This is a genomic window from Alteriqipengyuania halimionae (assembly GCF_009827575.1).
GTDB classification, from domain to species: Bacteria; Pseudomonadota; Alphaproteobacteria; order Sphingomonadales; family Sphingomonadaceae; genus Alteriqipengyuania_A; species Alteriqipengyuania_A halimionae.
The window spans coordinates 934,947-955,599 of the sequence record NZ_WTYR01000001.1 but is presented as its reverse complement, the minus strand read 5'-3'; the positions used below and the strand labels follow the sequence as shown (position 1 = coordinate 955,599).

The window sequence follows — 20,653 nt, the reverse complement described above, 5'->3', positions numbered from 1 at the left end:
CCCCGAGTTGCTTGGCACCGCTCGCAATGGCGGATCTTTATCTCCCGCCCCGCCACCAGCCATGGACGCCTTCGCGTTGAGCCACGCTGGTGATCCGACGATTAGCAAGATTAATCGACAGGCCTCCGCTTTCCTTCAGATAGCGGCGATCTGCCTTCAGCCAGCGCGGCTGGCACGAGCGGGGCAGCCAGCGATCGGCGATGACGATATCGGCCGCGGCGCAGGCGGCCGCAAGATCGCGCTCGGGGACATTGTCGCGACCCAGCGACAGCAGCAGCCGCCATGTGCGCCCGCCGCGCTCCATTGTCGCGGTGCAGAAGTCGCGGTTGCAGTTCGCTTCCGGACTATCGCCGAGAACACGCAGATTGCCATCGAGCCCCGCCTGTTCGGACAGGTTGTCGCGAACGTAATCGGATTTGGTGTCGCGGAGCAGCGCCGCACCGCGTCCGTCTGCATCGACCAGCGCGACATGGCGACCGTCATCGGTCACCAGCACGTCGGGCGGCTGCAGCGTGAGCAATGCGATCGCCCCCACCGCGACAGGCACGAAGCCATACAGCCGCCCTCGCCCATGCCATAGCGCCAGCCACAGGCCGCCCGCGATGAACAGCGCGAAGTGCCAGCGCGCCATGGTTGGCAGTAGCTTCACCGCGCCCGGACGGTCAGCGGTGAAATGGGCGATGGCGAGCAGCAGGTCGAGCGACTTTCCGCACAGCCACCAGAGTGGCGCGCCGAGGCCGAAGAGGTCCGCCAGCAGCGCGAGTGCGATCAGTGGCATTGTGATGAAGGTTGTCAGCGGGATCGCAATGACATTGGCCAGCGCGCCGTAAAGCCCGGAGCGATTGAAGTGGTAGAGCGCGATCGGCATCAGCGCGATCTCGATCACCAGGCCCGTGAGCAGGAGCATGGCGAGCCAGCGTACGATACGCGCCGCTGCGCCTTCCTCCCGCGCGCTCATGAAGCGGCGAACGGCCTCGGTCTCCGAGAGTGCGATGATCGACATGACCGCGGCAAAGCTCATCTGGAAACTCGGGCCGACCACGGATTCCGGCCACAGTAGCATCACGCCTCCGGCGGCGACCGCCAGCATCCGCATCGACAAGGGCTCGCGCCCCAGGGCCAGCGCGAACAGCACCAGCAAGGCGGCAGCGCAGCTGCGCACGGTCGGAACCTCTGCCCCTGTCAGCAGCGTGTATCCTATTCCCGCACCGGCAGCGATCGCAGCCGCGACCACAGGCAGCCGAACGCGCAAGGCAAGCCACGGCCACAGCGCAAGGAGCTTGATCGCGATGAAATATGCCGCCGCCACGACGGCGCTGACATGAACGCCGCTGATCGAGAGAAGATGCGTCAGCCCGGCATCGCGCATTGCATCGTCGTCCGCCTCATCGATCGCGCCGCGATCGCCGCTGGCAAACGCTGCGGCAATAGCCCCCGGCGAACCGCCGAGCTGCGAACGAACATGCGCGGCAAGGCGCCTTTGGGCGCTGGCGATAAAGCCTCCGCCATCACCCGCTTCTTTGAGTTGCGGTTCGCCGATCACCGAACCCGTGGCGCTCAAACCGTTGAACCAGGCCGCGCGCGCAAAATTGTAGCTTCCCGGAAGCATTGGCGGAGCAGGTGGCATCAGGCGTGCGCGCAAGCGCAGGGTCGCGCCTTCGACATAATCGGTTCGGTCGAGATCGAGCGGGAGATTGACCCGGATCGCCTTTGCGTCGCCCGCGTCATCCAGTCTTGTCGCAAATGTCAGTCGCACACGGTTTCGCGCCGGTTGCTCTTCTCGAGCGATAATCCGGCCATCGATCGTGGTGACCAGCGGACGGTCGATTGGCGACGCCCCGATCAGCTCCGATTTGGCCCATACGAGCGCGATACCGAGCAGCGCCACCAGCGAAACAGCCAGCAGAGAACTGCGTAAGAACGGATAATATTCGGCGAGGCGATCGTTCGACCATGAGGCTACCGCGCCTAAGGAACATAGCCCTATCAACGCGACCCACCAGCCGGCACTCGGGAGCACGAACCACGCCGCAATGCCTCCACCCAGCGCCACTGCCAGCCACGGCGCGCGGTCGAAACCGGCGGCGTCGAGACGCGCGTCGATCCATCCCGCCGCGCTGGACAATCGCGTGCGGTTTCGCCATTGGCTTTGCTGCAATGCAGCGTCGGCCTCCGGCTCATGCCCCGGCTCGGCGTCGAGCGGCTCCAATGGTGCTTCCCCTCGCCCCACGGCCGCATAGGACAGGAAGGTTTTTCGAATGGCAAGCGAGACGAACGCGTCTGCGCCCGTAGTCACCCGGTTTGCGCCCTCGCCTACGGGTTTTCTTCATATCGGCGGCGCGCGCACCGCGCTGTTCAACTGGCTCTACGCGCGCCATCATGGCGGCAAGGCGCTGCTCCGGATCGAAGATACCGACAAGAAACGCAGCACGAGCGAAGCGATCGACGCGATCATCGACGGGCTCGACTGGCTGGGCCTCGATTTTGATGAGGAGCCGGTGTTCCAGTCTCAGCGCGCCGAGCGGCATGCCGAAGTCGCACACAAATTGCTCGAGAGCGGCAACGCCTACAAGTGCTTCGCCACGACGGAAGAGCTCGAGGCAATGCGTGCCGAGCAGCGCGCCAACAAGCAACCGATGCGTTACGACGGGCGCTGGCGCGATCGCGAGCCCGGTCCTGAGCAGGAGGGGCAGGCTTACACAATCCGCCTCAAGACCCCGACCGATGGCGAAACCAGCATCGAGGATGCGGTCCAGGGCACGGTCAAGGTCAAGAATGCCGAGCTCGACGATTACATCATCCTGCGCGCCGACGGCACGCCGACCTACATGCTCGCCGTGGTCGTCGACGATCACGACATGGGCGTGACCCATGTGATCCGCGGCGACGACCATCTCAACAACGCCTTCCGCCAGCTGCCGATTTATCGCGCGATGGACTGGCCCGAGCCGATCTATGCCCATGTCCCGCTGATCCACGGATCGGATGGCGCCAAGATGTCCAAGCGACACGGTGCATTGGGGGCCGAAGCCTATCGCGACGAGCATGGTATCTTGCCCGAAGCGCTGTTCAACTACCTGCTTCGCCTGGGTTGGGGCCACGGCGACAAGGAAGAGTTCACCCGCGAGGAAGCGGTCGAGTTGTTCGATCTCGACCATGTCGGCAAGAGCCCCTCGCGCTTCGACCTGAAGAAGTTGCTCAACATGAATGCGCACCACATCCGCGAGGCCGACAATGCCCGTCTCGCCAAACTGGTGTCCGCCCGCATGGACAACCCACCAGCGCTGGAATTGCTCGAAATGGCGATGCCGGTACTCAAGACCCGCGCCAAGAATCTCGACGAGCTAGCGACCGGGGCTGCCTTCCTGACGCGCACCCGTCCGCTCGATGTCGACGAAAAGGCGGCGATCCTACTCGACGACACAGGCCGCGAGCGGCTCAAGCTGCTCCATGAGCGGCTGTCGGCGGAAAAGGACTGGACATTGGACGCGCTGGAGGCCAGCACCAAGGCGCTCGCCGAAGAGCTCCAACTGGGCCTCGGCAAGCTGGCGCAGCCACTGCGCGCCGCGCTGACAGGGACGACCCAGTCTCCCGGAATTTTCGACGTGCTTGTTCTTCTCGGCAGGGAAGAAAGTTTGGCACGGATCGCCGATCAGGCGGTTTAATCTATGACCCTAACTACGGAGGATCGCGCGTGAGCGACCAGGCCAAACTCCAAACCGGCGGCGAAAGCTACGAATTTCCCGAACTTTCGGGAACTTGTGGTCCCGATGTCGTCGACATCCGCAAGCTCTATGCAAAAACGGGCCAGTTCACCTACGATCCCGGCTTCACCTCGACGGCGAGCTGCGAAAGCGGACTGACCTTCATCGATGGCGAAGAAGGCGTGCTGCTGCACCGCGGCTATCCGATCGGTCAGCTGGCTGAAGAATCGTCCTTCATGGAAGTCGCCTATCTCCTGCTCAACAAGGAATTGCCGAACCAGGGCGAGCTCGACGATTTCATCTATACGATTACGCGCCACACCATGGTGCACGATCAGCTGCGCCAGTTCTATCAGGGCTTCCGCCGCGACGCGCACCCGATGGCGATCATGTGCGGCGTTGTTGGCGCGCTTTCGGCCTTCTACCATGACAGCACCGACATTTCGGATCCCGAGCAGCGCAAGATCGCCAGTCATCGCCTGATCGCGAAGATGCCGACGATCGCGGCCATGGCCTACAAATACGCCGTGGGTCAGCCGTTCCTGCAGCCCAAGAACGACCTCTCCTACACTGGCAATTTCCTGCGTATGACCTTCGGCGTCCCGGCCGAGGAATACGAAGTGATCCCGGCGGTCGAAAAGGCGATGGACCGGATCTTCATCCTGCATGCCGATCACGAACAGAACGCCTCGACCTCGACCGTGCGGCTCGCCGGTTCGTCGGGCGCCAACCCGTTCGCTTGCACCGCCGCGGGCATTGCCTGTTTGTGGGGCCCGGCGCATGGCGGCGCCAACGAGGCTGCGCTCAACATGCTTCACGAGATCGGCACGCCCGACAAGATCCCGCACTATATCGAGCGTGCGAAGGACAAGAACGATCCGTTCCGCCTGATGGGCTTCGGCCATCGCGTCTACAAGAACTACGATCCGCGTGCGACCGTCATGCAGAAGACGGTGCGCGAAGTGTTCGAAGCGCTCGACGTCAAGGACCCGGTGTTCGAAACCGCGCTGCAACTGGAAGAGATCGCGCTCAACGATCCGTATTTCCAGGAAAAGAAGCTGTTCCCGAACGTCGATTTCTATTCGGGCATCATCCTGTCGGCGATAGGTTTCCCGACAACGATGTTCACCGCGCTGTTCGCCCTCGCCCGCACCGTGGGTTGGGTCGCACAGTGGAACGAAATGATCTCCGATCCTGGCCAGAAGATCGGCCGTCCGCGCCAGCTCTACACCGGCCCCACCCAGCGCGATTACGTGTCGATCGACAAGCGCTGAGTGTTCACCAGCGCCCGTCGCTTCGGCACAGGCGCTGGATAAACCGGAATGCGAAACAAGACCCGGCCGCAACAGCGCGCCGGGTCTTTTTTTCGTCTGTCTTAGAAAGGCTGCTCGATTTGAGCCTGGCGCATTGCCGCTCAGTCTTCGTCCGGCCCCAAGGGCAACGTCAGCGTGAAGCGTCCGCCCTCTCCCGCCTCGCTGGTTACGGCGAGCTCTCCGCCCATGGCGCGGGCCAGCCTGCGTGAAATATACAGCCCCAGGCCCGATCCACCATCACCCGAACGGCCGAGCCGCTCGAACTTGTCGAAAATCTTCTCGCGTTTTTCGGCGGGAATACCGTCGCCATCGTCGCTTACGTGAACGAACGCGTGGCGGCCGGTCTGTTCGAGTTCGATCGTGATGCGGGAACCTTCGGGTGAATACCGGATCGCGTTGCCGAGCAGATTGAGAAGGATCTGCAGAACGCGGCGGAACTCCGCAGTTGCCGGCACATGGTCGTCTTCCTCGGGTAGCACCAGCTCGATGTCCTTTTCCCGCGCCCGGACGCCCACGATGCCGGCGGCGCGCCGAGCGACGTCTGCAACGTCGATCTTGTCCGGCGCGGTGCGGAAATCGGTCGCCTCGACGACTTCGAGATCGCTCAGATCGTCGAGCAGCGCCATCAAATGCTGCCCGGCAGAGGCGATATCCGCGGCGTAGTCGCTGTATTGATCGGGCAAGGGGCCGGCGAGCCGTGCGCGGATCGTCTCGGCATTCGCGATGATCCGCGCAAGCGGCTGGCGCAGTGCCGGCGCGACATCGCGCGCGATCATGTAATCGACCGCATCGTCAGGATCGTCGTCGCGCGACGTTCGCTCTAGCGGACGATCGGCAGTCAAGGTCAGCTCGAGCCCCGCAAGATCGCCCGAAGGCGTATGGCGGGGAAAAAGGCGGACAAACCATTTGCGCTCCGAACAATCGACTTCGGCATGCGCGCCATCGAGCAAACGCCACGGCATGGTGGAAGCGTCGCCGAGCCCGTCGATATGAACAAACTCGGTCCAGCGCTCGCTTTTGCGGCGCTCCATCGATTTGAGCAGCGGCTTGAGATCGCGCGCCTCGCTTTCCGCCGCGATAATCCGCTGATCGGCATCGAGGATCGCCGTGAAATCGGCAAGCGCCCGTTCGGTGGAGGGTGGGCCGTCGCGCTCGGATGCGTGCTCGGTTTCATCGAGCGGGCGCGACTGCCAGTTCTGCACGTAGATCTCGCATCCATCCTCGAGCGGGGTGAGTTCGATCCAGGCCGAGACTGCCTCGCCATCGTCGCGCGCGGTTATGCTACGTGCAATCTTGAGACCGTAACGACGTGCCTTTCTGACCTCTTCGAGCAATGCGGGGATCGCGATGACACCGGGGATTTCTCCGCCACAGCGCAGCTGGAGACCTGCCAGCGGCTCGTCGGCAGATACCAGACGATCGCGCCGGTCGCTGAAAGCGTGCGCTTCGATCTTTTCAGGAGCGTTCATATCCGCGCGCTCGCTCCGATATCGCCCGCAAGAAGCGATGCGGCCCGGTGCCGGTCCAGGTCGTCGACCCCTTCCGGCAGACTGAATTCGGGATAGAGGGACAGCAGGACGCGTTCGGTCCTGTCTTGATCGCAACCTGCCGCTCGCAACATGACGGCAAACAGCACGGCCTGACCTTCGGTCGTTGCCAAAACAGTCTGCTCCCGCGTTTGCGCGCTTGCCTCCCCCAAGGCCGTCGCGAACAGTGCAATGCCCGCTGCTTCGGGATCGAGAGCCTGCTTACGCAGCGATGCACGGGATACCAGCGCGGCAGCTAGACCGAGCCGCGTCTTCGCTTCATCGTAGGTTTCCTGCACGTGACGGATCGCCAGGTCCGCCGCGCGCCTCGTATCGGGGTGGTTCCCAATCGTCTTTCGCAGGATCGTCAGGCTCGAATGCAACAGATCGGCAGGCAATTCTGACGGATCGACCTGCATTCGTTGAGCTGCCTGAACAAAGCGGGCCTGCGCGGTGAGAAATGCCATCGCCGTTTGCGCCAGATCCGCGTCTTCGGATCCGACCAGTTTTTGCACCAATGGCGACAGCACCCGTTCGATCGAGCGGCGTTCCGACAGACGCTGGGTGAGACGCCATTCGATCGCGAGCGCATGGAGATGCCCCAGCAGCGCCGGCTCATCGCCCAGTGTACGGGTCAGGAGATCCAGGCTGGCAACCGACACCCGTTCTTCCTGCGCCGCTCCCGAAGCGTCGAGAAAATGTCGCAAAAGCCGCTCTGCGAGCGAGTCGAGCATGCCGCGCACCCGGGCAAGGACTTCCTCATGGAAGAGCGTGGTGTCGCTATCCGCGACAAGCTGGCTCAGCACCGGACCAATCGCGCCCAATGTCCGGTCGCAGCGGACCAGCGCGTCGCGCAGGGCATCGGCCGAACCGTTCTTATTACCGCGGGAAAGGCTGCCCTGATCCATCGCAATCCGATAGCAGGTTCGAGGTTAATCGGCGGTTATTTGTGTCGCTCGCGTCCCAAAATGGAGCGCGAGTATGAGGCAGACGACAATCAGCACCTGAACTGTGGGGAGCAATAACCCGATCCCCGCCCCAAGACCGAGCATGGCCGCAGTCACGGGACGATCCGCCAGCGCCGCTCCCCAATCGCGATCGGCGAGTCGTAGCGCCAGTACCAGGGCGGTGGCGAGGAAAATACGATCGGATGCCGCCACCGCACCTTCGTCGAGCGCCATGGCGACGATAGCGGCGAGCAGGACATCAACGAAGATCGCCGGCCAGGCGGCGAAGCGCGGCTTGGCGGTCGTTCCGGGCGCCTTCGACACGCTGCGAAGACGACGATAGGTTTCTCCGCCCAGTGCCGCGACGATGCCTGCACCGAACGAAGCCGCCGCATAGCCGCCCACGGCGAGGCCCGTCGCTGCGAGTGTACCAAGCGCCAGCGTGCCGAGTGCAAAGCCAGAAGCGCGTTCATCGTGAACGCTACGCCGCCCGACCAGATCGGTGAGGGTCCGCGAAAGGCCGCGCCTCGGCCCGCTGCTGGCCGCCCAGTCGCGTTCGAACCAGCCCTTTTCGATCGCGCGGCTGTCTTGCTCGCTCCGGACGATCCGGTAGACGCCACTGCCCTCGCTCGCCATCGGCCGCGTCGGAACACCGGACTGGAGTGCGATTCTCAACAGACTGCCGCCCGGCTCGCAATCGTCGGGGAGCTGCGCGAGTTGCGCGACGAGACTGCCGGGTACGAACATCAGGCCCGCCGCCAACCGCGTCAGGTCGATCCGGTCGAAACCCTGCTCGCCGCCTTCTTGCGCAGGAATTGTCGCAATCGCGTGGCCTTCCTCGACAAAATGCGCGAGCCGGTCTTCATCGATCATCAGCCCGGGAGAAAAGACCAGCAATTCGTCAGCCGGCCCGACAATGCGGGCAAGGCGGTGCAAATCGCCGACGGGCTGGAACCGCGATCCCCTGCCCTCGACCTCTTTCTGCAAGGCCAATGGCGCAGCGATCTCACGCGGGGCCCAACACAACACGCGCTCGCACCCGCAAGCCAGCGCCATCGCCGCCTGCCAGCGATAGATAGCTCTGCCCGATACGCGCAGCGATCCATCGGCTCCATTGGCGGGTTCTTCGAGCGAGATGAGCGCGAAACGCAAGGGTGGCGGTTCCTCCGGTTGAGACACGTAAGACGTGGCATAGAATACACGCCGGTCAAGGTTTTGGTTAAAAGGCTATTTATCCACAGCGTACTGGTGATACATTGTGGAAATCATGGACCGTACGCACCTCAAATCGATCGACAGCGACACGCCCGAGCAGGACGATATCGCCTCCGCCGAAGACCTTGACCTTCACGACGATGAGATCGGCGAGGACCCTGCGGAAGATGTCTATCTCGAATCCTATGAGGAAGAGGAAATTCGCCTGCGCTCGGGTTGGTTGGCGCCTACCCTCGCCCTGCTCGCGATCGCTGGCTGGACGGCGTTTTTCGGCTGGGCCTATCGCGACAGTCTCGCGAGCGTCACACCGCAGGAGGCGATCGCCTTGGTCGGGAGCTGGGCACCACCCGTCGCGCTGATCGCGCTCGGATGGCTGATCGCGCTGCGCACGAGCCGCCGCGAGACGGAGAAATTTGCAGAAGCGGCGCAGGTTCTGCGGGTGGAGAGCGAGCAGCTGGAGGCGCGCCTTCATCGCGTCAATGGGGAGCTCAGCGTGGCACGCGAATTCCTCACCCAGCAATCGCGCGACCTCGATACGCTCGGACGGCTCGCCGCCGATCGCCTCGGTGAACATTCGGGACGGCTGGATGCATTGATTTCGGAGAACGGGCGCGAAGTCGAAAGGTTGTCCGAAGTCTCCGCCAATGCCTTGGAAAATATGGAAAGCCTGCGGGGTAACCTGCCTGTGATCGCAAGCTCGACCAAGGACGTGACGAATACGATTGCGCAGGCTGGACGCACGGCACAGACCCAGCTTGACGAAATGATCGCGGGGCTCAAGCGGGTCAACGAATTCGGCGAAGCCAGCGAAACGCAAGTCGAGAGCCTGCGCGCACGCATCGGCCAGGCATTCGAAGAATTCGCCAAAAGCACGCACGAGACCGGAGAAGGCCTTGCCGATCGCTACAACCGGCTGAGCGAGAATGTCGCTCACGCGCGCGTTCAGTTCGAGCAGGAAGAAATCGAAGCGCTGGCGGCGATGCGGCAGCGCTGGTCGGCAGTCGGAGAACAGATCAAGGAAGCCATCGGGGAACTCGGCGCGCTCGACGGCGACGTTATCGAACCGGCAGCGCAGCGAATTGCCGACATTCGCGCGCATCACACATCGCTGGCAGAAGACAGCGCCCGCCAGGCGGCCGCGTTCGATGACGACATGGCAAGGCGCCGCGAGACGGCGGCCGCCGATCAGGACGCCGCGATCGCGACGTTGCGCGAACGACTCGAAACGCTCGACGGCGAACTCGCTGCGCGCCGCGCTGCGCATGAAGAGCGTGCAGAGGAAGTGGCCGCGCTTGCCGTTACGCTCACCACGCGCCTCGATGATCTTACCGAAACCGCTTCGCGGGCCGCCGCATCGGGCGGGGAAGCGGCAAGCCTGCTCGATGATGCACTGGCCACCACGGGCGAACGGCTTGCGCAAACCGATGCCGGTATCCGCGAAACCGAGAGCTTGCTCACATCGCTGACCGACACCACCGTGCGGCTGCTCGAACTCGTGCGAGCAACGGCCGAGCACGGGGCGGAGGATCTGCCGCGAGCTCTGGGCGAAAGCGAACAGGCCTTGCAGCAGCTCGAGGAACGCGCCGGACGGATCGGAGCGTCGATGGGCGACGCCGGCGAGCGGTCGAAGCAAATCGCGTCCGATCTGGATCGGTCGCAGGACGAACTCGGCACCCTGCTCAATCGCCTCGACGATGGGTCGCATACCCTCGATGCAGGCACGCAGCGGCAGTACAAGCACCTTGCGGGGATCGCCGAGGAACTCCATCGCCTGCACGCCAAGAGCGAAACACTGGCCGAACATGCCCGCGACGAGCTCCGCGCTTCGATCGCCGCCTTGCGCGATGCGAACAGCGCCGCCATCCGCCAGATCGAAACCGATGGCGGGAAGAGTCTCGCGAAATGGGCCAATACGATCGGCGAGGCGAGCGGCGCCGCGATCGATCGCGCGCTTGAAACGCGGATGGAAGAAACGGCGGGGGCACTCGACGAAGCGACCGCCCGGGCCGCCAACCACACCCGCCAGGCCACCACGCAACTGCGCGACCAGCTGGCGAGGATCGACGAGCTCACGCGCAATCTCGAACAGAGGATCGAACAGGCTCGCGAACGCGCCGAGGAGCAGGTCGACAACGATTTCTCGCGCCGCGCGGCGCTCATCACCGAGAGCCTCAATTCCTCGGCGATCGATATCGCCAAGGCCCTATCTGCGGACGTCACAGACACCGCCTGGGCAGCCTATCTGAAGGGCGATCGAGGCATCTTCACCCGGCGCGCGGTGCGGCTGCTCGACAACAGCGACCTGCGTGAAATCGGCGAACTGTACGAGAACGACGACAGCTTCCGCGAGGACGTGAGCCGTTACATTCACGATTTCGAGGCGATGCTGCGACAATTGCTTTCGACCCGCGACGGCAATTCACTCGGCGTGACCGTCCTCAGTTCCGATATGGGCAAGCTCTATGTTGCGCTCGCCCAAGGGATCGAGCGCCTGCGCAGCTAGTTATCGAGCACGAGGCGACTGATGTCCACGTCACGCGCCGTGATCCATCCATTGACGTAGTTCACATAGAACAAAGCGCACAGCACGATTGCGAGGATTGTACCCCGCAAAAGCACCTTCCAAGGGCGGAAATGGCGCGGTGCGCTTTCAGCCTGTCCTTCGACGAAATCGGGATCGTCACGCGGAACCGGCTCGAAACCGAAGGGCAGAATCAGGAAGCAGCCCAGAATCCAGAACAGGAAGAAGATCGCCAGGACCGAAGTGATTGCCATGGCTAGAGCAGAACCTCGACTTGGGGTTTCTTGCCCGACCAGCGCTTGGCGGCACGACGAGCGGCGAGGCGTGCGGCTTCGCGGCGCTGTTCCGGGTCGCGGGCGCGGCTGCCTTTGAGTTTGCGCAATGCCGTCATGACATCACGGCGCGCCTCCTCGAGAAAATCCTCGAGGTCCTCTTCGAGCGGCAGTCCCACGGCGCTGACCCGGGCATCGTTCTTGTCGAGCGCAACGATTACGACGCCCGACTGTGCAAGACGCCGGCGCATGGTGATCCCCTCGCCGTCCGCCGGTGCGATGATATCTCCGTCGAGGACGTAGCGGTCGGTCCTTTCTTCGCCAATCTTGCCTGGCGCGCCGGGTGCGAGGCGGATCAAATCGCCGTTCGATTGCACGATCTGGCGGGGGATGCCGACTTCTTTGCCCAGCTTTGCCTGCTCGGTCATGTGACGCATTTCGCCATGGACGGGCACAAGAATCTCGGGCGCGATCCATTCATAGAGCGCTTCGAGTTCAGGCCTGCCCGGATGTCCGGAGACATGGATGTCGGCCTGTCGGGCGGTGACCATCTCGATGCCGTCTGCGGCCAGTCGGTTCATCACGGCGCCGATGGAAATTTCGTTGCCCGGAATCTGCCGGCTCGAAAACAGCACGACATCGCCCTTGTCGAGCGAAATCGGGTGGTTGCCTTCGGAGATGCGCGACAGCGCAGCGCGTGGTTCGCCCTGCCCGCCGGTCGCGATGATCATCACCTCGCCGCGAGGAAGGCCCATCGCGGTGTCCCAATCGACCGTCGGCGGAAAATCCTTGAGGTAGCCGCTCGCTTGAGCGACCCGCGCGATCCGGTCGAGCGAACGGCCCGCGACGCACAATTGCCTTCCGGTGTCGCGCGCAACCTCGCCCAGTGTCTGCATTCGGGCAACGTTCGACGCGAAGGTGGTGACCACCACGCGCTTGCCCTTATGGCGCCCGATCTCTTCATCGAGCGCGCGACGGACGTCGCCTTCGGAACCCGAAGCCTTGGGGTCGAACACGTTCGTCGAATCGCAGACCAGTGCGAGCACGCCTTCTTCGCCGATCGCGCGAAGTTCTTCCTCGCTGGTCGGCGTGCCGACGATTGGCTCGTCATCGAGCTTCCAGTCGCCGGTGTGAAAAATGCGGCCGTGCGGCGTATCGATCAGCAGCGCATTACCTTCGGCGATCGAATGCGCGAGCGGCACATATCGCACACCGAACGGACCGAGTTCAAAGCGCTCGAGATCGTCGACGACGTTCAGTTCGATGTCGCCGACCAGCCCCGCTTCCTCGAGCTTTTCGTGAATCAGCCGCGCGGTGAACGGTGTGGCATAGAGCGGCACACCGAGTTCGTCGGCAAAATAGGGGATCGCCCCGATGTGATCCTCATGCCCATGGGTGAGCACGATGCCGACCAGATCCTTGCGTCGTTCCTCGATGAATTCGAGATCGGCGAAGACGAGGTCGACACCCGGATATTGATCGCCGGCAAAGGTCATCCCGAGATCGACCATCAGCCACTTGCCATCGGTCCCGTAAAGATTGACGTTCATGCCGATCTCGCCCGACCCACCGAGCGCGAGGAACAGGAGCTCGTCCTTTTTCGGCTTCATGCGCTGCGCGCCTTCTCGGCGAGGATGGCAAGGCCATCGAGCGTCAGGATCGTATCGACGGCGTCGAACAGGTCGGTTGCCTCATCGAACAGGACGGCGAGCCCGCCGGTCGCGATCACCTTGGCCGGGCGGCCGATCTCATTTTTCATCCGTGCGACTAGTCCTTCCATCATCGCGACATAACCCCAGAACACGCCGATCAGCATCTGGTCTTCGGTATTGCGGCCGATCACGCTCTTCGTATCGGGATTGCGGATCGCGATCCGCGGCAATTTGGCGGTGTTGCCGACCAGCGCATCGAGCGACAGATTGATGCCCGGCGCAATGATGCCGCCCTTGTAGGCCCCGTTGAAGTCGACCGCATCGAAGGTCGTCGCGGTGCCGAAATCGATCACCACCAGATCGCCTTTATAGCGGTCGTGAGCGGCGATCGCGTTGAGCGCGCGATCGGCACCCAGGCTCTTGGGCTGGTCGACATCGATATCGAAACCGTATTCGGCCGCGCCTTCGCCGGCGATCAGGGGTTCGATACCGAGATATTTCTGCGCCAGCACGGTGATGTTGTGGACTGCGCGCGGTACGACGGTGCCGACGATCATCGTGTCGATTTCCGACTTGTCGATCCCTTCGAGCGCGAGGAGCTGCATCAGCCAGACCGCGTATTCGTCCCCGGTCCGGCGGGCGTCGGTCGCGATCCGCCAGCGGGTAAGCTGTTCGCGCCCGTTATAAAGCGCGAAAACAGCGTTGGTATTCCCGACATCGATGGCAAGCAGCATGGGCGTGTTCCTCAGGCGAAGGCCAGTTCGCCGGCGTGGATGACACGTACGTCGCCATTATCCAAGCGCAGCCGCGCCGCGCCGTCTTCGGTCAGGCCGTCGAAGGCACCGGGTATGCGCCCCTCGCCCGCCACTTCGGCGAACAGTTTCGTGCCCTTCGGATGGGCTGCGGCTTCCCACCGGGCGATGAGCGGGCTCAAGCCATAGGTGCGCCAACGCGCGAGGTCTTCCTCCCATTGTGCGGCCAGCGTGGAGGCAAAGGCATCACGATCGGGCGTCGGTGCGAAGGCGGACAGCGCGATCGTGTCGCGATCGGGCAGATCGGCGGCCTGCGCTAGGTTTACGCCGATGCCGACTACGACGGCGTCACCAGACCCTTCGAGCAGGATGCCCGAGAGCTTTGCACCACCGATCAGAACGTCGTTGGGCCATTTGAGCTGGGGTCGTGCGGGCGGCGGAACGTATTGCGCGACCACTTCATGCAGCGCCACGCCCGCGAGCAGTGCCAGCGTGCTACGAGGCGGGTCGTTCGGGGCGGGATAGACCACGGTCGAGCCCATGAAATTGCCCGCGCCATCGTTCCATTTGCGCCCTTGGCGACCGCGCCCGGAGTTCTGCCTGTCGGCCACGAGCCAGTGGTGTTCGGGCACGCGCTCGCTTGTGGCAAGGCGGGCGGCAAGATCGGAATTGGTCGAGCCGGTTTCGGCAGTCGTTTCGATCAAGGGTCAGCCGACCGAAAGGAGCGCGGCTGCGGCACTGTCGGCCAGATCGCCCAGCGGGATGGTCAGCAGATAGCCAAGCGGCGATACGATCAGCGCACAGATCGCGAGGATCGCCCCGTGGCTGGTATCGCTCTTGCCGGTCACGACATTGGCCGGCTCGTCGAAATACATCAGCTTGACGATCTTGAGGTAGTAGAACGCGCCTACCACGCTGGCAGCGATACCGATCGCGGCAAGCACGATCAGATTGGCCTGCACAGCAGCCTGGAACACCACGAACTTGCCCCAGAAGCCGAACAGCGGCGGAATACCCGCCAGGCTGAACATCATCGCGGCGAGCGCCAGGGCGATCATCGGACGTGTTGTCGACAGACCCTTGATCGCATCGAGATCCTCTACCCCGTTGCCATCGGCATCGGTGAGCATCTGAACCGCGACGAACGAACCAGCCACCATGGCAACATAGATCGCCAGATAGACCAGCATCGCCGAGACGCCCGCCATCGTACCTGCGGCAAGGCCGATCAGCAGGAAGCCGACATTGTTGATCGAGGAATAGGCCAGCAGGCGCTTGATATTGGTCTGCCCGATCGCGCCGAACGCGCCCCACAAAATGGAGAGCAGCGCGGCGGTGATGATGATCGGCTGCCATGCCGGAAGCTGGCTGCCGAAGGCCTCCATCGTGATCCGGGCGAGGATCGCAACCGCCGCCATTTTGGGCGCAGTGGCGAAGAAACCGGTAACCGGGGTCGGCGCGCCTTCGTAGACGTCGGGGGTCCACATATGGAACGGCACAGCCGAAATCTTGAACGCCAGGCCCACAAGCACGAAGGTCAGGCCGAACACATATCCGGTCGAAGCGCCATCGAGGCCCACGAGGCGAATCGCATCGAAGGATGTGCCGCCGGCAAAGCCGTAGAGCAGGCTCATCCCGAACAGCAGGATCCCGGACGCCAGCGCGCCGAGTACGAAATACTTCACCCCCGCCTCGACCGAGCGTTCGTCGTCACGCAGGAACGAGGCCAGCACATAGGCGGCCAGGCTGTTGAGCTCGAGACCGATATAGAAGGCCAGCAGATCGCGGGCAGAAACCATGATCGCCATGCCGAGCACGGAGAACACGACCAGCACCGGGAATTCCGGGCGCATCTTGCCCGCGCGCTGGAAGAAGGACGGCGCCACGATCAGTGTCACGATGGCGGCGAGGATCGCGAGAATCTTGGAAAATCCGGCGAACGCATCGGCACGGATCTGACCGTCGAAGGCACTGGCGCCAAGGCCGTCGGACGTCAGCTGCGGCACGGTGAGCGCCGCCGCACCGACTAGCGCGGCAACCGCGAGGATCGATACCAGACGGCTCGATTTCTCACCGCCCCAGCCTGCGATCAGCAGGAGAACGAGGCCGGACACCGCCATCAGGATTTCAGCCAGCACGAGCATGAGGGAAGCTTGCAGGTTCATCAGTGTGCCTCCCCTTCGGACGTGTCGTGGGCGCCGGTCTCATGACCTTCGCCTTCATGGGCAAGCGCATTGGCGGCCGCACGGCCTTCCCCTGCGCTCGCGTCGCTATCGTAATCCGGGGCCACGCGTTCCAGACGCGCATCAAGCGAGGCGATATCCTGCCGGATCGGCGCGAGGAAGCTCTCCGGGTAAACACCCATCCAAAGCGTCGCTGCGGCGATCGGGGCGAGCGCGATCCATTCGCGCGCATTCAGATCGGGCATCGCGGCGGCATCGGCGTTGCGCTGCACACCGAAGGCAACCCGACGATAAAGGTAAAGCATGTAGGCCGCGCCCAGAATGATGCCGGTGGTGCAGGCCGCGGTGACGAAGGTCGAAACCTGCCAGATGCCTGCGAGCGAGAGGAATTCGGCGACGAATCCGCTCGTTCCCGGAAGGCCGATGCTGGCCATGGTGAAGAACAGGAAGAAAATCGCGTATTTGGGCATGTTGATCGCCAGCCCGCCATAACGATCGATTTCGCGCGTATGCAGCCGGTCGTAGATTACGCCGACACACAGGAACAGCGCGCCCGAAACCAGACCGTGGCTGAGCATCATGATCACGGCGCCTTCGAGCCCCTGCGTGTTGAACGCAAACAGACCGACGGTGACAATCGCCATATGCGCGACCGAGGAGTAGGCGATCAGCTTCTTCATGTCCTGCTGCACCAGCGCGATCAGCGAGGTGATGATCACGGCAACGACCGAAAGGACGTAGATCAGCGTCGCGAATTGCGCGCTCGCATCGGGGAACATCGGCAGACTGAAGCGGATGAAGCCGTAGCCGCCCATCTTCAGCAGCACGCCCGCCAGAATCACCGAACCCGCCGTCGGTGCTTGAACGTGCGCATCGGGCAGCCAGGTGTGGACGGGCCACATCGGCATCTTCACCGCAAAGCTGGCGAAGAAGGCGAGCCACAGCCAGGTCTGTGCATTGGCGGCGAAATCGTACTGCATCAGCGTCGGGATGTCGGTCGTCCCGGCAGCGTTGGCCATCCACAGCATTGCGATCAGCATAACCACCGAACCAAGCAGCGTGTAGAGGAAGAACTTGTAGCTGGCGTAGATCCGGTTGGTACCGCCCCACACGCCGATGATTAGATACATCGGGATCAGGCCGGCTTCGAAGAAGATGTAGAACAGGAAAAGATCCTGCGCGGCGAACACGCCGATCATCAGCAGTTCCATGATCAGGAACGCTGCCATGTATTCGCCCACGCGGGTCTTGATCGAATCCCAGCTCGCCAGGATGCAGATCGGCATCAGGAATACGCTCAGCGCAATCAGCACCAGCGCGATCCCGTCGATCCCGAGCGCGTAATTGAAGCCTGCGAAAAGCGCGTGCTTCTCGGTAAACTGCCACTGCGCGCCGCCGATATCGAAACTGAGCCACAGCACCACGCCCAGAGCGAGGTCGATCAGCGTGGCCACGAGCGCGATCGTGCGCGCCAGCTTGGCCTCGACGAGAAGGCAGGCGATGGCCGCAACGAGCGGCACGAGAAGCATCAGCGAAAGGATGGGAAAGCCGTCCATGTCAGCGCACCATGATCCAGCTGATCGCGGCGACGAGGCCGGCCAGCATCACGAGGGCATAAGTGTTGAGAAAACCGGATTGCACGCGCTTGGCCACGGTGCTTCCACGCATCACCGCCCAGGCCGCACCATTGGGGCCGAAGCGATCGATGATCCCTTCATCACCCACCTTCCAGAACTTGCGGCCAAGCCAGAAGGCCGGGCGAACGAAGATCGTGTTGTAGAGCTCGTCGAAATACCATTTGTTGAACAGGAAGGCGTGCAACAGGCCGAACTGCTTGACGAAGGTGCCCGGAATGCTCGTGTCCTTGAGATAGGCGAGCCAGGCGAAGAACAGGCCGATCAGCATGACGACGCTGGCCGAGAGCTTCACCCACAGCGGCACCTCGTGCATCTCGTGGATCAGCGCCTCGTTGTAATAGATCGATTCACCCCAGAAACCGGGCTGGTTCAGGAAAGGCTCTGCAAAGACGTAACCGGCGAAGACGGCGCCGAGCGAAAGCACGCCGAGGGGGATCAGCATGGTCAGCCCGCTCTCGTGCGGGCGATAGCCGCCCGTGCCCGCGCCATAGGCCGGCGACGGTACCTGGTGCGTGACATCGTCGCCCGCATCTTCCTGTTTGGCCGGATTGTGGTCTTCCGGTTCGTCGTGACCGTCGTGGACGGCGTGCGCAATATGCTCGGACGCGGCCCAGCGCGGCTTGCCCCAGAAGGTCAGGAACATCAGGCGCCAGCTGTAGAAGCTGGTCAGCAGCGCAGCGAAGGCACCGAGGAAGAAGGCCACCTGGCTGAGCTCGGTCCCGCGCGCGAAGGCGACTTCGAGGATCGCATCCTTCGAGTGGAACCCGGCGAACCCGGCATGGAGCCAGTAGATCCCGACACCCGTGATCGCGAGCGTGCCCGCCATCATCGCCCAGAAGGTGAACGGGATTTCCTTACGCAGGCCGCCGTAATAGCGCATGTCCTGTTCGTGGTGCATCGAGTGGATCACCGAGCCCGCGCCGAGGAACAGCAGCGCCTTGAAGAAGGCATGCGTGAAGAGGTGGAACATCGCCACGCCATAGGCGCCGACGCCCGCCGCGAAGAACATGTAGCCGAGCTGCGAACAGGTCGAGTAGGCAATCACCCGCTTGATGTCCCACTGCGTCGTGCCGATCGTGGCGGCGAAGATACAGGTCGCTGCGCCGATGAAGGTGACGAGTGCCAGCGCGGTGGGCGCGGCTTCGAACATCGGCGACAGGCGGCAGACCATGAACACGCCGGCGGTCACCATGGTGGCGGCGTGGATCAGTGCCGAGACCGGCGTCGGACCTTCCATCGCGTCGGGCAGCCAGGTGTGGAGGCCCAGCTGCGCGGATTTGCCCATCGCGCCGATGAATAGGAGGATGCAGAGCAGGTCCATCGTGTCGACCCGCATGCCGAAGAACCCGACCGTGCTGCCCGCCATGCCCGGCGCGGCCGCGAGGATTTCGGGGATCGAGACGGTGCCGAAAACCATGAAGGTGCCGAAGATGCCGAGCATGAAACCGAGGTCGCCCACGCGGTTGACCACAAAGGCCTTGATCGCGGCAGCATTGGCCGAGGGCTTCTTGAACCAGAAACCGATGAGGAGATACGAAGCGAGGCCGACCCCTTCCCATCCGAAGAACATCTGGACCAGATTGTCGGCGGTCACCAGCATCAGCATGGCGAAGGTGAACAGGCAGAGATAGGCGAAGAAGCGCGGCTGATCCGGGTCTTCGTCCATATAGCCCCAGCTATAGAGGTGGACGAGCGCCGAAACGGTGGTGATCACCACCAGCATGACCGCGGTGAGCGTATCCACCCGCAGCGCCCAGTCGAACGCCATGTCGCCCGAGCGGACCCATTGCAGCACGTCGACAACGCCCGCTTCGCCGGCCCCCCCTACGAACGACAGGAAGATCGGCCAGCTAAGCGCGCACGAGATGAACAGGGCGCCGGTCGTGATCGACTTGGCGACCGTGTTCCCGAGGGCGCGATTGCCCAGCCCGGCGACAATCGCCGCGAGCAGCGGCAGGAAAACGATGATCAGGATCGAGGACAATTTCCTATCCCTGCAATTGGCTGACGCTGTCGACGGCAATCGTGCCGCGGCGGCGGAAGAAGATGACGAGGATCGCGAGCCCGATGGCCGCCTCTGCAGCGGCGACGGTGAGCACGAACATCGCGAAGATCTGGCCCGTCAGGTCGCCAAGGAAGGCGCTGAACGCGACGAAGTTCAAATTGACCGCAAGCAGCATGAGCTCGATCGACATCAGGATGACGATCACGTTCTTGCGGTTGATGAAGATGCCCAGGACACCGAGCACGAACAGGATCGATGCCAGGACGACATAATGTTCGACGCCGATCATAGTTCGATCCCCTTGCCGATTTCGGGCGTGGTGTTGCGCGTCGCGTCTTCGGGGCGACGGCGGTTCTGGCGGCCGATGTCCTGCTGCCCACGACCGGCAATGTTCTGCCGGTGGGTCAGCACGATTGCGCCGATCATCGCGACCAGCAGGATGATGCCGGCCGCTTCGAACAGGAAGATGTAGCGCGTGTAGAGCAGCGCACCGATGGCTTCGCCGTTGGTCGTGCCGATTGGCGCCACGGCCGTCCCGTCGGGCGTCCCGAGCGCAATCGCGCCGGCCTGCAACGCTCCCATGCCGAACACGATCTCGGCCAGCAGCACGAGGGCGATCAGCAGGCCCAACGGCATGTTGCGCATGAAGCCGGCCCGCAATTCGGCGTAATCGATGTCGAGCATCATCACCACGAACAGGAACAGCACCGCAACCGCGCCGACATAGACGATGACGAGCAGCATCGCGATGAATTCAGCACCCACAAGCACCATCAGGCCGGCGGCGTTGAAGAACGCCAGGATCAGCCACATCACCGAATGCACGGGATTGCGCGAGAAGATCACCATCACCGCCGAAGCGATGACGAGTGCGGCGAACAGGTAGAAGGCGATTACTTGGATCATTTAGGTCCCGATCGGTCTGT

Annotated in this window: 16 protein-coding genes; 3 read left to right on the top strand and 13 right to left on the bottom strand. The window is 63.1% G+C overall.

Annotation, left to right across the window (positions count from 1 at the left end):
• Positions 1 to 37: 37 nt before the first annotated feature.
• The gene (locus tag GRI68_RS04620; RefSeq protein ID WP_325063760.1) at positions 38 to 2,230 is read right to left on the bottom strand and encodes a ComEC/Rec2 family competence protein; all 2,193 of its coding nucleotides are present in this window, start codon (positions 2,228 to 2,230) and stop codon (positions 38 to 40) included.
• 28 nt (positions 2,231 to 2,258) lie between these two features.
• Here GRI68_RS04620 and gltX point away from each other — a divergent pair, with 28 nt between their 5' ends.
• Both gltX and GRI68_RS04610 read left to right on the top strand, forming a co-directional pair.
• Positions 2,259 to 3,665: a glutamate--tRNA ligase gene (gltX, locus tag GRI68_RS04615; RefSeq protein WP_160616150.1), complete on the top strand. Its 1,407-nt coding sequence runs from the start codon at positions 2,259 to 2,261 to the stop codon at positions 3,663 to 3,665.
• 29 nt (positions 3,666 to 3,694) lie between these two features.
• Positions 3,695 to 4,978 (top strand): citrate synthase, encoded by a 1,284-nt coding sequence (locus tag GRI68_RS04610; protein ID WP_160616149.1) that lies wholly within the window; start codon positions 3,695 to 3,697, stop codon positions 4,976 to 4,978.
• 140 nt (positions 4,979 to 5,118) lie between these two features.
• On the opposite strand, the gene GRI68_RS04605 is transcribed toward GRI68_RS04610, so the two are convergent.
• Genes GRI68_RS04605 through GRI68_RS04595 form a run of 3 tightly spaced genes read right to left on the bottom strand, consistent with a single transcriptional unit; the run spans position 5,119 to position 8,642 of the window.
• Complete coding sequence (locus GRI68_RS04605) at positions 5,119 to 6,486, bottom strand: sensor histidine kinase (protein ID WP_160616148.1); 1,368 nt, start codon at positions 6,484 to 6,486, stop codon at positions 5,119 to 5,121.
• Positions 6,483 to 7,451 (bottom strand): hypothetical protein, encoded by a 969-nt coding sequence (locus GRI68_RS04600; RefSeq protein WP_160616147.1) that lies wholly within the window; start codon positions 7,449 to 7,451, stop codon positions 6,483 to 6,485. The genes GRI68_RS04605 and GRI68_RS04600 overlap by 4 nt, the downstream gene beginning before the upstream one ends.
• A gap of 24 nt (positions 7,452 to 7,475) precedes the next feature.
• A complete protein-coding gene (locus GRI68_RS04595) occupies positions 7,476 to 8,642 on the bottom strand; it encodes a hypothetical protein (RefSeq protein WP_160616146.1) in 1,167 nt (388 codons plus the stop codon).
• Positions 8,643 to 8,757: 115 nt separating this feature from the next.
• On the opposite strand from GRI68_RS04595, the gene GRI68_RS04590 reads away from it, so the two are divergent.
• Positions 8,758 to 11,208, top strand: a complete 2,451-nt coding sequence (locus GRI68_RS04590) for a coiled-coil domain-containing protein (protein WP_160616145.1) — start codon at positions 8,758 to 8,760, stop codon at positions 11,206 to 11,208.
• Here the strand turns inward: GRI68_RS04590 and GRI68_RS04585 are convergent.
• From GRI68_RS04585 to GRI68_RS04545, 9 genes are read right to left on the bottom strand one after another with little or no spacing between them, the layout of a single operon-like run.
• Positions 11,205 to 11,480 carry a DUF1467 family protein gene (locus GRI68_RS04585; protein ID WP_160616144.1) on the bottom strand — a complete coding sequence of 92 codons (276 nt, stop codon included), beginning with the start codon at positions 11,478 to 11,480 and terminating at the stop codon, positions 11,205 to 11,207. The genes GRI68_RS04590 and GRI68_RS04585 overlap by 4 nt on opposite strands.
• 2 nt (positions 11,481 to 11,482) lie before the next feature.
• Entirely contained in the window at positions 11,483 to 13,108 is a 1,626-nt protein-coding gene (locus tag GRI68_RS04580) for a ribonuclease J (protein WP_160616143.1), read from the bottom strand.
• Positions 13,105 to 13,884, bottom strand: a complete 780-nt coding sequence (locus GRI68_RS04575; protein WP_160616142.1) for a type III pantothenate kinase — start codon at positions 13,882 to 13,884, stop codon at positions 13,105 to 13,107. The genes GRI68_RS04580 and GRI68_RS04575 overlap by 4 nt, the downstream gene beginning before the upstream one ends.
• An 11-nt stretch (positions 13,885 to 13,895) precedes the next feature.
• Positions 13,896 to 14,606, bottom strand: a complete 711-nt coding sequence (locus tag GRI68_RS04570) for a biotin--[acetyl-CoA-carboxylase] ligase (RefSeq protein WP_160616141.1) — start codon at positions 14,604 to 14,606, stop codon at positions 13,896 to 13,898.
• Between the two features lie 3 nt (positions 14,607 to 14,609).
• Positions 14,610 to 16,067, bottom strand: coding sequence for an NADH-quinone oxidoreductase subunit NuoN (nuoN, locus tag GRI68_RS04565; protein WP_160616140.1), 1,458 nt, complete (start codon positions 16,065 to 16,067; stop codon positions 14,610 to 14,612).
• Entirely contained in the window at positions 16,067 to 17,641 is a 1,575-nt protein-coding gene (locus GRI68_RS04560; RefSeq protein WP_160616139.1) for an NADH-quinone oxidoreductase subunit M, read from the bottom strand. Before GRI68_RS04560 ends, nuoN begins: the two co-directional genes overlap by 1 nt.
• 1 nt (position 17,642) lies before the next feature.
• On the bottom strand, positions 17,643 to 19,706 hold the full coding sequence (nuoL, locus tag GRI68_RS04555; protein ID WP_160616138.1) for an NADH-quinone oxidoreductase subunit L: 2,064 nt from the start codon (positions 19,704 to 19,706) through the stop codon (positions 17,643 to 17,645).
• A gap of 4 nt (positions 19,707 to 19,710) precedes the next feature.
• On the bottom strand, positions 19,711 to 20,016 hold the full coding sequence (gene nuoK, locus GRI68_RS04550; RefSeq protein WP_160616137.1) for an NADH-quinone oxidoreductase subunit NuoK: 306 nt from the start codon (positions 20,014 to 20,016) through the stop codon (positions 19,711 to 19,713).
• Entirely contained in the window at positions 20,013 to 20,633 is a 621-nt protein-coding gene (locus GRI68_RS04545) for an NADH-quinone oxidoreductase subunit J (RefSeq protein WP_160616136.1), read from the bottom strand. Before GRI68_RS04545 ends, nuoK begins: the two co-directional genes overlap by 4 nt.
• Positions 20,634 to 20,653 lie beyond the last annotated feature (20 nt).

Coding starts and splice junctions, on each gene's coding strand:
- gltX (WP_160616150.1), top strand. CDS start 2,259: ATGGCAAGCGAGACGAACGCGTCTGCGCCCGTAGTCACCCGGTTTGCG.
- GRI68_RS04605 (WP_160616148.1), bottom strand. CDS start 6,486: ATGAACGCTCCTGAAAAGATCGAAGCGCACGCTTTCAGCGACCGGCGC.
- GRI68_RS04600 (WP_160616147.1), bottom strand. CDS start 7,451: ATGGATCAGGGCAGCCTTTCCCGCGGTAATAAGAACGGTTCGGCCGAT.
- GRI68_RS04590 (WP_160616145.1), top strand. CDS start 8,758: ATGGACCGTACGCACCTCAAATCGATCGACAGCGACACGCCCGAGCAG.
- GRI68_RS04585 (WP_160616144.1), bottom strand. CDS start 11,480: ATGGCAATCACTTCGGTCCTGGCGATCTTCTTCCTGTTCTGGATTCTG.
- GRI68_RS04580 (WP_160616143.1), bottom strand. CDS start 13,108: ATGAAGCCGAAAAAGGACGAGCTCCTGTTCCTCGCGCTCGGTGGGTCG.
- GRI68_RS04575 (WP_160616142.1), bottom strand. CDS start 13,884: ATGCTGCTTGCCATCGATGTCGGGAATACCAACGCTGTTTTCGCGCTT.
- nuoN (WP_160616140.1), bottom strand. CDS start 16,067: ATGAACCTGCAAGCTTCCCTCATGCTCGTGCTGGCTGAAATCCTGATG.
- GRI68_RS04560 (WP_160616139.1), bottom strand. CDS start 17,641: ATGGACGGCTTTCCCATCCTTTCGCTGATGCTTCTCGTGCCGCTCGTT.
- nuoK (WP_160616137.1), bottom strand. CDS start 20,016: ATGATCGGCGTCGAACATTATGTCGTCCTGGCATCGATCCTGTTCGTG.
- GRI68_RS04545 (WP_160616136.1), bottom strand. CDS start 20,633: ATGATCCAAGTAATCGCCTTCTACCTGTTCGCCGCACTCGTCATCGCT.